Genomic DNA, 13,143 nt, shown 5'->3' on the forward strand with positions numbered 1-13,143 from the left:
CAATACCGCCAGCGCGTTTACGGCTGTAGTAGACGCCTGTTCAACGTTTGGGGAAGAAGGATGTTAAGCAAAGTTTACCGGGGTATCACGCTATGATGCCGTTTTCTAATGGTTTTTTACTCAGTCTGTCGCTGTGCCTGGATATCGGTATCGCCAATATTGCGATGATTACGCTGGCGATGCAGCGCGGTTACTTTCACGGTTTCTGGCTGGGGATGGGCACCTGTATTGGCGACCTGATTTATGCACTGCTGGCGTTGGCCGGTATGACCATTCTGCTGCAGTACGAAGCGGTACGCTGGGTGCTGTGGATCGGCGGTGGCGCGATGCTGTCACTGTTTGCTGCAAAGATGCTGTTGTCTGCCTGGCGACAGGCGCATGAAATGCCGCTGGCCGGCAGTCAGCCGGCTCGTCCACTACTGCGAGAGTTTGGGCGCGGCGTGATGCTGGCGATGTCATCGCCGAGTGCAATCCTGTGGTTTGCCACCGTTGGAGGCGCGCTGATCGCCAGAATGGGGCAGAGCGGTGCTGCGACGTCATCCTGGTTTCTCAGCGGTTTTTTTCTCGCCGGCGTTTTCTGGACCGGCATACTTTGTCTGGTGGGCAGCTTTGGCGGAAAACTGCTGGGGGCACGACTGCTGCGCTATTCGTATATTGCCTCGGCGCTGATCTTTACCTGGTTTGCTTATTACGTGATTGTGTCAGGCTATCGGGAATTTGTTCAGCTTTGATGCCACCTGATGCGCATAGTGCTGGGGCGTGGTCCCCATCACTTTGCGAAAAGCGTTAATAAAGTGGCTTTGATCGTAAAAACCCAGCAGCAGCGCGGCATCAAGTGGCGCAACGTTTTGACGCAGCATATCGCGTGCGCGATGCAGGCGCAGCTGCATGTGATACTGTAGTGGCGGCATTCCGACCTGCTGGCTGAAGCGCCGAACCAGATGATATTTACTCAGGCCACTGACCTGAGCCAGCTCATCCAGCTGCGGTTTCATGGCTAAATTCTCCTGCATCCAGGCTTTCACCCTATTCACCGCCTGCTGATCCGCTTTGCCAGATCCTTCATCATCGTCCAGCAGCTTACTGCATAACAATATCAAATCTTGCTGCTGTAGCTGATGATTGCTGTGGCGGGCAGTCAGCGCAAACTGACAGATGGCCTGATGAAGCTCAGGATTATTCAATACGCCGTCATACAGTACCGGCGCAGCATTGCTGCTGCGCAGATTCTGCTGGCTGACAATCGTGCTAAGCAGCGACTGCGGCAGATGAATACTGACAAACTCGACGCTGTCGTGACCAAATTTTGACGCCTGAACGGCTGCCGGATTATACACAGTGACGTCGCCAGCACGGACGGTGGCGGTTTTGCCATCCAGCCAGATCTCCTCACTACCGCTGAGATTGGCGCTGATAACATACTCATCATGCAGATGGCGAGGAAAAGCGTCGTTAGCGGCTTTCACCCGTGAACATTCTAACCCTTTATGGCTGAACCACTCTGACGACTGAAGAGACACGGTGTGTAATCCTGAGAAGGCTTATAGCTGAATAACATCACGCCTTTAGCCAGAGTGCAATAGCAAGACAGTCAAAACGCTGGCGCAACACAGCCTAAATTCTGTTTTGATTCAATGCTCAGCCGGTTGGTGGCTGTTGCTTTCGCTGATGGTTAACGATCCCGCTAAGTTATGCCTGCGTCGAAAATAGTAAGACGATATTCATATTTAGTCCGCGGCTTTATCTGTGGAATTCTCCTGTTATAAAGTAATAAGGAGATGTGATGAGTAAACCTACCCATAATATTAAGCTCGGCCTGATGCTGCACGGCGCAGGTAGCCATATGAATTCCTGGCGCCACTGCCGGGCACCGGCCGACGCCAGCGTAAATTTTCGCTATTTTTCCGAGCTGGCGCAGCGCGCCGAGCAAGCACAGTTTGATTTTTTGTTTGTTGCCGACGGGCTGCATATTAATGAGAAATCTCTGCCGCATTTTCTTAATCGTTTTGAACCGGTGGCATTGCTGTCGGCGCTGGCGGCGGTGACTGAACGTATCGGGCTGGCAGGCACGATCTCCACCTCTTACAGCGATCCTTTCACCGTCGCCCGACAGCTGGCGACGCTGGATAATATCAGTGGAGGGCGTGCGGGCTGGAATGTGGTCACTTCTCCGCTGGCTGGCTCATCGCGTAACTTTGGCAAACCGCATCCGGACCATAGCCTGCGTTATCAGATTGCCGAAGAGTACATCAACGTGGTGCAGGGGCTGTGGGACTCCTGGGAAGATGATGCCTTTATTCGCGACCGCGACAGCGGCGTATTTTTTGATGCCTCCAGGCTGCACAAGCTCAACCATCAGGGCAAGTTTTTCTCTGTAGAAGGGCCGCTGAATATTCAGCGCTCACCGCAGGGACAGCCGGTTATCTTCCAGGCCGGCGCTTCGGATACCGGCATCGCCCTCGCCGGAAAATCCGCTGATGCGGTATTTACCAATGCCCGTACGCTGGCTGAAGCGCGGGAATATAGCGAGAAATTACAGGCGCAAGTGGCGAGCCATGGCCGTGAGCCGGTGGGCATTTTTCCAGGCATCACGCCGATTGTCGGCAAAACGCCGGAAGAGGCCGAAGCCAGATATCAGCAGCTGCTTTCACTGCTGTCGGTGGACGATGCGCTGGCCTATCTGGGGCGTTTCTTTGATCACCACGATTTCAGTCAGTATCCGCTCGACGGTCCGTTCCCGGATCTCGGCGATCTCGGGCAAAACACCTTCCGATCGACAACCGACAGCATTAAGCAGCGGGCAAAAGAGCATCAGCTCAGCCTGCGCCAGGTGGCTTATGAAACCACGCTGCCACGCGGCGAGTTTTTCGGCACTGCGGAGCAGGTTGCAGAGACCCTTATTCGCTGGGTTGAACAGGGCGGTGCCACCGGTTTTATCATTACCGGGCCGGTACTGATCGAGGCGCTGGATGATATTACCCGCACTGTGTTGCCGATCCTTGCCAAACGCGGTTACTGGCAGCCTTCTGCTGCGGCAACGCTGCGCGAGCGCCTGAATATTCCCTTTAAAACGAATCGCTATGCACAGCAGCAGCCCGCTGCAGCGCTTTACGCCAAATAAACCACTCAGGATCGATTATGCTTCAGCGAAATAAATACCGCAAAGCCCTGCTGACGGCGGTTATTGCCGCCACGCTGGTGGGATGTGACCAGGCGGCGAGCAGCAGCACGGCGGCAAGCCAGACGCCGTCAACGCCTCAGCAGGGTGGCAAGTTGCTGATCGCTATCGACACCGATCCCAACTGCCTCGATCCACAACAGGCGGGAAATAATAACTCGCTGAACATTGGTCGCCAGCTAACGGATTCACTGACCGATCAGGACAGCCAAAGCGGTGAAATCGTCCCGTGGCTGGCGACCAAATGGCAGATTGAGGACGATAACCGCCGTTTTACCTTTACCCTGCGTGATGGCGTCAGTTTCAGCGATGGCAGCGCCTTTAACGCGCAGTCGGTTAAAGAAAATTTTGAGGCGATTGTTAAGCTGGGAGCGCGTTCATCACTGGCTTCAACCTATCTGAAAGGGTTGAAACAGATCGATACTCCGGATGATCACACCGTGGTGGTGATCTTTGAGCAGCCTAATGCACAGTTTTTGCAGGCAACCTCGACCATGAGCCTCGGGTTCTTTTCTCCGGCAACGGTATCGGCGAGTGCCGAAGCGCGCTGTCAGGGTTCACTGGTCGGCAGCGGCCCGTTTGTACTTAAACAATTTGTGCATAACCAGAAAGTCGAGCTGACGCGCCGCGATGGCTATCAGTGGCCATCGTCACTGGCGGCGCATCAGGGAGAAAGCTATCTCGACGCGGTGGAATATCGGGTGATCCCGGAAAGCGGCGTGCGTTTTGGCAGCCTGATTTCCGGTCAGTTGGATGTGAATGTTGGGGTTACGCCGCAGGATGAGTCGCTGCTGCTGGCAAAAAATATCAAACTGCTGGCCCGCACTAATCCAGGGCTGGTCTACAGTCTGTTTCCTAATCAGTCCACGCCGCTGATGGCCTCGCTGCCGGTGCGTCAGGCGCTGAATCTGGCTATCGATCGCCCGGCGCTGAAACCCGTGTTGTCACGCTATCAGGCATCGGCAACCTCAGTTCTGGCTAAAACCACGCCGCTGTATCAGGACCGCAGCAGTGAGCTGAAATACGATCCGCAAGCGGCGGAAAAACTGCTAGAGGATAACGGCTGGAAGAAAGATGCCGACGGTTTTCGCAGTAAAGATGGCCAGCGTCTGAGTTTCCGCATCAGCTACTGGCAAAACGCGCCGTTTATAGAGCTGGTACAGCAGCAGGTGAAAAAAGTCGGCATCGACTTGCAGCTGGAGAAGGCCCCCATTAGCCAGGTGGTTGCGCGACAGGCCAGTGGCAGTCTGCCGGTCGATTTTTATAATCTGACGCGTTCCGATCCGGATGTGTTGCGCACGGTATTTGATGCCGGCGGCCGCAATGTTAATCATCGCCAGCCATCGGAGGTCGACAGATTGTTGTTGCAGTCCAGTCAGACGCTGGACAGCAGCGCGCGGCAAAAATATGTCACCGGGGCTGCCGACCTGCTGATAGCTGAAGGGAATGCGATTCCGCTGGTTGAACTGGCGACGGTAATTGCCACCGGTCAGAATGTGCACGGCTTCCATTTCGATGCTTCGTCACGTTTTCAGCTGTATGACACCTGGCTTTCAGCGAAGGAGTAATGCCATGACCGACGCCTCCATTCTGGTAACCCGGCGCTCACGCCAGCGACTGTCCCGACTGTTACAGCGCGCTGTGCAGGGCGTTGCAGTATTGTGGGCGACCTGGAGCCTGACGTTTCTGATTCTGTATATTTTACCCTCTGACCCGATCACTATCATGCTGAATCAGGGAGAACAGAGTACGGTCGATGTTGCTCAGCTGGCGGCGCTCAGAGCGCAGTATCATCTCGATCTGCCGGTCTGGCAGCAGTACGTGCTGGCCTTGTGGAAGGTGCTGCATCTCGATTTGGGGCGATCGATTGTCAGTGGTGACAACGTCACTTATCTGATTGCGCAGTCGCTGCCGTCTACGTTGCTGTTGGCCAGCAGCGCGCTGGTCAGTGCGCTGGTTGTCGGCGGTGGGCTGGCGGCGAGCGTCAGCGTATTGCCATCCGGGCGCATCAAGTCGGCGCTACTGGCGTTGCCATCCCTCGGTGCTGCCTTGCCGATGTTCTGGCTGGGATTACTGCTGTTACAGCTGTTCTCATTTAACCACGCCTGGTTTCCGGCAATGGGTAATGCAGGCTGGCAATCGCTGGTATTACCGACGCTGGCGCTGACCATTCCCACAGCAGCGATGATTGCGCAGGTGATGAACCGTTCACTGTCGGAAGTGTGGCGTCGTCCGTTTATTGATGCACTTCGCCTGAAGGGCGCAGGTACCGCGCATCTGCTGTGGCGTCACGTGTTACCTAATGCCGCTATCCCACTGCTGACGCTGACCGGCATGATTTTCGGTAATCTGCTGGCCGGTTCGGTGATTACCGAAACCATTTTTTCACGTCAGGGGCTGGGAAGGCTGGCCGAAGGGGCCGTCTCGGCACAGGATATCCCGGTGGTTCAGGGCGTGGTGCTGACCGCCGCGGTGATTTTTGTGGCGATCAATTTTATCACTGATGCGCTTTATCCGTTACTTGACCCGAGAATTGCCGCCGGAGAAAACGCATGAGTCTGCTGTTAATCGAGAAAGCCCCACGTCGTCCGCTGGCGGTGACGCTGTGGCTAAGCGCCGCCATGCTGTTGATGGTGCTGCTGTGGGCCATTTTTCCCGGCGGATTCAGCCATCAGGATCCGCTGGCAGGTGATGCCTTACAGGCATTGCAGCCGCCGTCAGCAGCGCACTGGTTCGGTACCGACCATCTCGGGCGCGATATCTACAGCCGCAGCGTATTTGGCACCGCGCTGACGTTACAGGCCACGCTGTTCTCGGTGGCGATTGCGTTGTTTGTCGGCACGCTGATCGGTGTAGTGGCTGGCTATGCGGGCGGGCGGATCGACAGCCTGTTTATGCGCATTATCGATATCTTAATGGCGATACCCAATTTATTACTGGCGATGGCGATTATCACCGTGCTTGGTTTTGGCACGCTGAATATTGCGGTGGCGGTTGGATTGTCCTCGGTTGCCACTTTTGCGCGCCTGACGCGCGGAGAAGTGTTGCGCAGCCGCACCAATCTGTTTGTTGAGGCCGCGAGAGCCAGCGGCGTCGGACATCTGGCGATTATCCAGCGTCATATTCTGCCGCATGCGCTGGCACCGGTGCTGTCTCTGGCGGCGCTGGAGCTGGGATTTGCGCTGTTATCCGTCTCGGCGCTCAGTTTTCTTGGTTTTGGCGCGCCACCGCCTCAGCCCGAATGGGGATTGTTAATCGCCGAAGGGCGTAACTACATTGCGGCAGCCTGGTGGTACACCACGCTGCCGGGAATGATTATCGTGCTGTCGGTGCTGGCAACTAATCGGATAGCCGGATTTATTCAGGATTCTGCGGAGAAACTATGACTGAACCTCTGTTAGCGGTTGAACAACTGAGCATTGATTATCCTCGTCAGCAAGGCGGCTATTCGCAGGCAGTAAAGTCGCTTAGTTTTGCGCTGTATCCTGGCGAAGTGGTGGCGATAGTGGGAGGCTCCGGATCGGGAAAATCCACCACGGCTTCAGCCCTGGTAGGGCTACTGAGCCAGCAGGCGTTGCGACGTGGCGGCACCCTTCACTTTGCCGGTCAGCCGCTGGAAAATGCCAGTCAGCGCCAGTGGCGGCAACTGCGTGGGCTGGAGATTGGCTTTGTGCCGCAGGATCCGGCGCTGGCGTTTAATCCGATACAGACTCTGGAAAAGCAGATGCTGGAAGCATTCACCCTGCACGGCGTGCCAAAAAATCAGGCTGCCGGACGCCTGCCTGCGCTGCTGGCTGAGGTAGGCCTGAATGACAGCCAGCGCGTGCTGGCCAGCTATCCGCATCAGCTTTCTGGCGGCATGCGGCAGCGGGTGCTGCTGGCGATGGCGATGTGCCACCATCCAAAGTTAATTATTGCCGATGAACCGACCAGCGCGCTGGATGTCAGCGTGCAGAAACAGGTGCTGGATGCGCTGGCGGCGGTGGTTGAACGGCAGGGAATCGCGCTGTTACTGATTACGCACGATCTGAATATGGCGCTGGAGCGGGCGGATCGCGTGCTGGTAATGCATGAAGGCCAGCTGGTTGAAAGTGGCACTCCGGCATCGTTATTGCGCCAGACGCATCATCCCTATACTCGTCAGCTGCTGGAGGCTTCTCCGGCATTTTTAAGCGTGCCTTATCGTCAGCCAAAACCGCACAAGCAGCCGTTTATGCTGGCGGAAAAGCTCTCCAGACGGTTTATTCTGCCGGGTGGCGAGAGCTTTAGCGCAGTTGACGACGTCTCGTTTCCGGTTTATCGCGGTGCAACTACCAGCCTGGTCGGCGAGTCAGGATCGGGTAAGTCAACCACGGTGCGAATGCTGCTTGGCCTGGAACAACCCGATCAGGGCGCAGTAAATTTTGACGGCGTCAGTTTTAGCACAGCGTCGAGCTTTCAGAAATCTGACTTTCGCCGTCGGGTTCAGGTGGTTTATCAAAATCCCTATGCCTCGCTGAATCCGAAAATGACGCTGGAGGCGATTATTACCGAGCCACTGCGCGCATTTCACATCGGCAATAAGCATAGCCAGCGCGAACGCGCGGCGGAATTGCTGGAGGCGGTCGAGCTTTCCACTAAGCTGCTGACCGCAAGGCCATCGGCGCTGTCCGGTGGGCAACGCCAGCGGGTGGCCATTGCCCGCGCATTAGCGATTTCGCCGGAACTGCTGATTCTTGATGAACCGGTCTCGGCGCTGGACGTGGCGGTACAGGCGCAGATCCTGCGGCTGCTGGAGCGTTTACAGCGTGAAAAGGGTCTCAGCTATCTGTTTATTTCCCACGACCTGGCGGTGGTTCGTCAGATTTCTGATTATGTGGTGATTATGCAGCAGGGCAAAGTGGTCGAGCAGGGCGAGGTGCAGTCGATATTCAGCACGCCGACGGCGGCCTATACCCGTCAGCTGCTGGCCCATATACCAACTCTGCCACTGCAGGCGCTGCGGGCGTGAAAATACAATCACTTTAGCTGATATCGCCTGGCTAATGACCGGAAACTGTACAATTAACCCGCCTGAACAGGCCTCGCGGACGACTGAGGTTGACTCAGGCGCATCGGCGCAGGCAGAATGCGTCACTCAGAAACTATCGGGTTCAGTAATGTCAGTACTGACATTGCAGGAAATCCGATGCGATACCACCCGCTACTGGTAGCGGCGATGGAAATCAGGCTTTGGCCGCGAAGGGGTTGTGGAGGCTGTATTGGCTAACCACTACCGAAAACGGTCTGGCTGCCTGGCAGTGATTCCCCATCAATATCCCCTTTGCGATGCAATGCCGGCAATGACGGTACGAAACGTTACGCCAGCGCAGTATCAGCCAACTCCTGGAGTTATCAAAAATAAAAACTCACTCCACCCGGAGCAACTATGAATTCTCAGCAACAACAGACGGCAATAATAGAAGATAAGTCGATCGATTATGTGCCGGAAGAAGAACGCCATGGGGATGCACGTAGTCTGTTTACCCTGTGGTTTTGTACCAATATTGCGCCACTCGCGGTAGTGACCGGCGCGGTGGCTACCCATACTTTTCATCTGGATATCCTCTCGGCAATCAGTGCGATTATTGCCGGGCATCTGTTTGGCGGCATTTTTCTGGCGCTGACATCGGCACAGGGCCCGCAGGTCGGTATTCCGCAGATGGTTCAAAGCCGCGCGCAGTTCGGTCGTTACGGCTCGCTGCTGGTGATTATCTTCGCCACGGTCATTTATCTCGGCTTCTTTATTTCTAATATTTCACTGTCGGGAAGGGTAATTAACAACGTGCTTCCGGCACTGAACATTCCGGCGGCGACGATTATTGGCGCGATCGCGGCAACGATCATTGGCGTAGTGGGCTATAACTTCATTCACAAAATCAACAAAATTGGCGCCTGGATCATGGGGGGATCGATGATCCTCGGCCTGTGGATGATGCTGTCGCAGCCGCTACCGGCAGACTTCCTGCACCGTGGTTCGTTTACGCTGGCCGGCTGGTTTGCCACCTTCTGTATCGGCGCGGTATGGCAACTTAGCTTTTCTCCTTATACCTCTGACTACTCCCGTTATCTTTCGGCCTCGGAAGGGATCGCCAGGCCCTTTCTCTACACCTGGCTGGGCGCGTGTTGCGGCACCATTCTGGCGTTTGTATTTGGTATGGTGGCGGTCAATATGGTCAGCGGCACCAATGATGCAATGGTGGCCGTGCGGCAGGCAACGGGCTGGCTGGGGCCGATACTGATGGTGCTGTTTCTGATCAATATCATTTGTCATAACTCGATGAATTTATACGGATCGGTGCTGGCATTGATTACCTCAGTGCAGACTTTCCTGCCCAACTGGCAGCCTGACGCCAGAGTCAGGATAGTGTTTTCACTGTCGGTGCTGGTGGGGTCGGTGGCAATCGCGCTGGCCGCTTCCGCTAACTTTGTAGAAGTGTTTCTGAATCTGATTTTTGCGCTGATTTCAGTGCTGATCCCATGGTGTATGATCAACCTGATCGACTTCTATCTGATTAACAAACAGCAGTACGATACTGACGCGATTTTCAGTGCAGACGGCGGGCGTTATGGCTTACTGAACTCGCGGGCGCTGCTGGTATATGCCGGGGGTATCGTGGTGCAGATCCCCTTTGTAGAGAACGCTTTCTTCTCCGGCCCCTGGTCCGGGCTGGTGCCGGGTGCGAATATCTCCTGGGTAATCAGTATGGTGGTGACCGCCATTGCTTATCCGCTGTGCTGCCGACGGTATCCGACCTGGGTGGCGCGACACGCGTAATCATCTTGCCCGGCGACGCCGGGCTTTTTATTATTTACGCTCAGGCAGCAGATCAATCATCACTTCCAGCTGAGGAGTTTTCACTCCGCGCCGCCAGATTAACCAGGTCGACAGCCAGCGCCACGGCTCTTCCGGGGTACAGACAACGACCTGCTCATTACCGGGCATGCTGTTTAACATGCTCCGTGGCAGCATCGCCAATCCGGCACCGGCAATGACGCAGGCCAGCATGCCGTGATAGGACTCCATTTCGAAAATCTTGCCCGGCGTGGCCTGGTCGGCATGAAACCAGTTCTCAAAATGACGCCGGTAGGAGCAATTGGCGCGAAAAGCATAAATATTGACGCCACTGACTTCGCGCGCGCGGGTGAACGGTTTTTGCTTGGCTGGCCCGATAATCACCATCTCTTCGTCAAACACCGGAATACCTTCAATTGCCGGATGGGTCACCGGTCCATCAATAAACGCCGCCGAGATCTTACCTTCCAGCACGCCATCCAGCATAGTGCCGGACGGGCCGGTAGTGAGATCCAGCAGAATGCGCGGATAATTACGGTTGTATTCGGCCAGCAGGCCAGGGATGCGCACCGCGGCGGTGCTTTCCAGCGAGCCCAGGGTAAAGGTACCCTGCGGCTCTTCACCGCTCACCGCCTGACGGGCTTCTCTGACCAGCGATAAAATTTGTGTGCTGTACTGCAACAGACTGTGGCCAGCTGGCGATAGCCGCAGACGCTGGCTTTCACGGATAAACAGTTCCACTCCAAGATCGGTTTCCAGCTGGCGAATGCGGGTAGTGACATTGGATGGTACGCGGTGCACCTGCTTTGCAGCGGCGGAAATACTGCCGGTTTCAGCCACCGCAGTAAACATTTCTAACTGGGACAGGTTCATCTCTTTCTCATTTAGTGAAAACCAACTGCTGAATTATTCAGTTTTTTTATCACTGCTGCAAGGTTAGGCTGATTGCATTGACACTATAAAGCTGAGGATTATATGACCATTTCTTACCAGACTCATGCGATCTCCGTGAATCCGGCCACCGGTGAAACCCTGAATGCTTATCCGTATGACAGCGAGTCGCAAATCGATCGGGCGATTGAGCGCAGTCATCAGGCCGGTAAGCAGTGGAGCAAGCTTAGCGTGGCGCAACGGAGTACAAAGCTGCGCGATCTGGCGGTGGCGCTGCGCGATCACGGCGAAGAGCTGGCGCAAATGATCCGCGCCGAAATGGGCAAGCCGATTTTGCAGGCGCGTGGCGAAGTGAACAAAAGCGCTAACCTTTGCGAATGGTATGCGGAGCACGGCCCGGCAATGCTGGCGACGCTGCCCACTCAGGTGGAAAACAATCAGGCGGTGATGGAGTTTCGTCCGCTGGGTACGGTGCTGGCGGTGATGCCATGGAACTTCCCGCTGTGGCAGGTACTGCGTGGTGCGGTGCCGATTATGCTGGCCGGTAATTGCTATATCCTGAAACATGCGCCAAATGTGATGGGCAGCGCACAGCTGATCGAACGCATTTTTATTGCCGCCGGATTGTCGCAGGGCGAGTTCGCGGTGATTAACGCCACGGCTGAGGGCGTCAGCCACGCGATTAACCATCCACAAATTGCGGCCGTGACCTTTACCGGCAGCGTGAGGGCCGGTAAGGCAATTGGCGCACAAGCCGGTGCGGCACTGAAAAAATCGGTGCTGGAGCTGGGCGGGTCCGATCCGTTTATCGTGCTGGAGGGTGCCGATATCGATCAGGCGGTGAAAGCAGCGGTGGCTGGCCGTTATCAGAATAGCGGCCAGGTCTGTGCAGCATCAAAACGCTTTATTGTTGAGCAGCCAATTGCTGAAGAGTTTACCGACAAGTTTGTCGCTGCGGTGAAACAGCTGAAAACGGGCGCGCCGGATGAAGAGGGTAATTATATCGGTCCGATGGCACGTTTTGATCTGCGCGACGAGTTGCACGATCAGGTTGAAGCAACGCTGGCAGAGGGTGCCACGCTGCTGGCGGGTGGACATAAGCTTGAAGGTAAAGGTAACTACTACGCGCCAACGGTGCTGGCAAATGTTCAGCCGCAAATGACGGCTTTCCGTCAGGAGCTGTTTGGTCCGGTAGCGGCAATTACCGTAGCACGCGATGTCGATCACGCCATTGAACTGGCAAATGACAGTGACTTCGGTCTGGCTGCAACCATTTACAGCGGCGATGAAGATAAAGCGCAGCTGCTGGCGGCTCGCCTGGAGTGCGGCGGCGTATTTATTAATGGTTATAGCGCCAGCGATCCGCGCGTGGCCTTTGGCGGCGTGAAGAAAAGCGGCTATGGTCGTGAACTGTCGCAGTTTGGCCTGTATGAGTTCTGTAATATCCAGACGGTATGGAAAAATCGTCAGGGCTGACAGACAGCGATACGGAGTATGCAACCGGGAGACTGTCTCCCGGTTTTTTTTATCATGCCATCAATAATTGATCGGTCGCAGGGTCGACAGCGCATCAGATATGATGAAATATGGCTATGCTGATTACAGCAACTCCTAACGCTGACGGATTGATGATGGCAAATAAAACCTCTTATTTATTCCTCATTTTGTTCTGCCTGACCTTTACGGTTTCCGCTGAGCAAACGACTAAAAAAGCGACCTTTGCCAATATGGCATCGGGCTGGTGGCAAAATCTTAAAGAGGATGTATCAGAAACCTGGCATAACCCACAATATACTGATGTCTATATTCCCTTTCTGAGCTGGCACAACCGTTTTATGTATGATTCGGACAAAACGGATCATTACAACGAAATGCCCTGGGGCGGAGGGGTCGGCATTTCACGCTATACCGAAGAAGGTAACTGGCATGGCCTGTTTGCGATGGTGTTTCAGGATTCTCACCGTGAGTGGCAACCGGCAGTGGGTTACGGCTGGGAAAAGGGGTGGTATTTAACGCAAAACAAGGATGCGCGAGTTGGCCTTGGCCTGGCGGGAGGGATTACGGCCAGGGATGACTTTGCCAATTACGTGCCGCTACCCTTTATATTTCCACTTTTCTCGGCGGGTTATAAGAATGTCAATTTGCAGTTCACCTATATTCCGGGAACTTACAATAATGGTAACGTACTTTTTGCATGGTTAAGATACGGGTTTTAAAATTCGGCAGGCCAGCTGCCTTGTAAAACCTGATTCTTGTAGGG

The 13,143-nt window shown here is 55.1% G+C and carries 11 protein-coding genes; 9 read left to right on the top strand and 2 right to left on the bottom strand.

Going from position 1 to position 13,143, the window contains the following annotated elements; translation table 11 throughout:
• Positions 1–92 precede the first annotated feature (92 nt).
• The gene (locus tag ACP3TC_RS10570) at positions 93–731 is read left to right on the top strand and encodes a LysE family transporter (RefSeq protein WP_313857529.1); all 639 of its coding nucleotides are present in this window, start codon (positions 93–95) and stop codon (positions 729–731) included.
• Here ACP3TC_RS10570 and ACP3TC_RS10575 read toward each other — a convergent pair.
• Positions 702–1,520 carry a helix-turn-helix domain-containing protein gene (locus tag ACP3TC_RS10575; protein ID WP_426818182.1) on the bottom strand — a complete coding sequence of 273 codons (819 nt, stop codon included), beginning with the start codon at positions 1,518–1,520 and terminating at the stop codon, positions 702–704. The two genes, ACP3TC_RS10570 and ACP3TC_RS10575, sit on opposite strands and share 30 nt — an antisense overlap.
• A 263-nt stretch (positions 1,521–1,783) precedes the next feature.
• On the opposite strand from ACP3TC_RS10575, the gene ACP3TC_RS10580 reads away from it, so the two are divergent.
• From ACP3TC_RS10580 to ACP3TC_RS10605, 6 genes are all read left to right on the top strand, one after another.
• Positions 1,784–3,121: an LLM class flavin-dependent oxidoreductase gene (locus tag ACP3TC_RS10580; protein WP_426818183.1), complete on the top strand. Its 1,338-nt coding sequence runs from the start codon at positions 1,784–1,786 to the stop codon at positions 3,119–3,121.
• Between the two features lie 17 nt (positions 3,122–3,138).
• Positions 3,139–4,746, top strand: coding sequence for an ABC transporter substrate-binding protein (locus ACP3TC_RS10585; protein WP_426818184.1), 1,608 nt, complete (start codon positions 3,139–3,141; stop codon positions 4,744–4,746).
• A gap of 4 nt (positions 4,747–4,750) precedes the next feature.
• Positions 4,751–5,734: an ABC transporter permease gene (locus ACP3TC_RS10590; protein ID WP_426818185.1), complete on the top strand. Its 984-nt coding sequence runs from the start codon at positions 4,751–4,753 to the stop codon at positions 5,732–5,734.
• Positions 5,731–6,564: an ABC transporter permease gene (locus tag ACP3TC_RS10595; protein ID WP_426818186.1), complete on the top strand. Its 834-nt coding sequence runs from the start codon at positions 5,731–5,733 to the stop codon at positions 6,562–6,564. The genes ACP3TC_RS10590 and ACP3TC_RS10595 overlap by 4 nt, the downstream gene beginning before the upstream one ends.
• Positions 6,561–8,168, top strand: a complete 1,608-nt coding sequence (locus ACP3TC_RS10600; RefSeq protein ID WP_426818187.1) for a dipeptide ABC transporter ATP-binding protein — start codon at positions 6,561–6,563, stop codon at positions 8,166–8,168. The genes ACP3TC_RS10595 and ACP3TC_RS10600 overlap by 4 nt, the downstream gene beginning before the upstream one ends.
• Positions 8,169–8,585: 417 nt before the next feature.
• Positions 8,586–9,974: a purine-cytosine permease family protein gene (locus ACP3TC_RS10605; protein ID WP_313857515.1), complete on the top strand. Its 1,389-nt coding sequence runs from the start codon at positions 8,586–8,588 to the stop codon at positions 9,972–9,974.
• A gap of 30 nt (positions 9,975–10,004) precedes the next feature.
• Here the strand turns inward: ACP3TC_RS10605 and ptrR are convergent, their stop codons facing one another.
• Entirely contained in the window at positions 10,005–10,865 is an 861-nt protein-coding gene (ptrR, locus tag ACP3TC_RS10610) for a putrescine utilization regulator PtrR (RefSeq protein ID WP_313857514.1), read from the bottom strand.
• Between the two features lie 102 nt (positions 10,866–10,967).
• On the opposite strand from ptrR, the gene ACP3TC_RS10615 reads away from it, so the two are divergent.
• Entirely contained in the window at positions 10,968–12,359 is a 1,392-nt protein-coding gene (locus ACP3TC_RS10615) for an aldehyde dehydrogenase family protein (RefSeq protein ID WP_426818188.1), read from the top strand.
• A gap of 155 nt (positions 12,360–12,514) precedes the next feature.
• A complete protein-coding gene (pagP, locus tag ACP3TC_RS10620) occupies positions 12,515–13,099 on the top strand; it encodes a lipid IV(A) palmitoyltransferase PagP (protein WP_313857716.1) in 585 nt (194 codons plus the stop codon).
• The last annotated feature ends 44 nt before the right edge of the window (positions 13,100–13,143 follow it).

It is taken from the genome of Winslowiella sp. 2C04 (assembly GCF_050037805.1).
Lineage (GTDB): Bacteria > Pseudomonadota > Gammaproteobacteria > Enterobacterales > Enterobacteriaceae > Erwinia > Erwinia toletana_A.

Excerpts from the sequence above, each read along its gene's own strand:
- pagP (WP_313857716.1), top strand. The coding sequence starts at position 12,515 with ATGGCAAATAAAACCTCTTATTTATTCCTCATTTTGTTCTGCCTGACC.
- ACP3TC_RS10585 (WP_426818184.1), top strand. The coding sequence starts at position 3,139 with ATGCTTCAGCGAAATAAATACCGCAAAGCCCTGCTGACGGCGGTTATT.
- ACP3TC_RS10605 (WP_313857515.1), top strand. The coding sequence starts at position 8,586 with ATGAATTCTCAGCAACAACAGACGGCAATAATAGAAGATAAGTCGATC.
- ACP3TC_RS10580 (WP_426818183.1), top strand. The coding sequence starts at position 1,784 with ATGAGTAAACCTACCCATAATATTAAGCTCGGCCTGATGCTGCACGGC.
- ACP3TC_RS10595 (WP_426818186.1), top strand. The coding sequence starts at position 5,731 with ATGAGTCTGCTGTTAATCGAGAAAGCCCCACGTCGTCCGCTGGCGGTG.
- ACP3TC_RS10570 (WP_313857529.1), top strand. The coding sequence starts at position 93 with ATGATGCCGTTTTCTAATGGTTTTTTACTCAGTCTGTCGCTGTGCCTG.
- ACP3TC_RS10615 (WP_426818188.1), top strand. The coding sequence starts at position 10,968 with ATGACCATTTCTTACCAGACTCATGCGATCTCCGTGAATCCGGCCACC.
- ACP3TC_RS10590 (WP_426818185.1), top strand. The coding sequence starts at position 4,751 with ATGACCGACGCCTCCATTCTGGTAACCCGGCGCTCACGCCAGCGACTG.
- ACP3TC_RS10600 (WP_426818187.1), top strand. The coding sequence starts at position 6,561 with ATGACTGAACCTCTGTTAGCGGTTGAACAACTGAGCATTGATTATCCT.
- ptrR (WP_313857514.1), bottom strand. The coding sequence starts at position 10,865 with ATGAACCTGTCCCAGTTAGAAATGTTTACTGCGGTGGCTGAAACCGGC.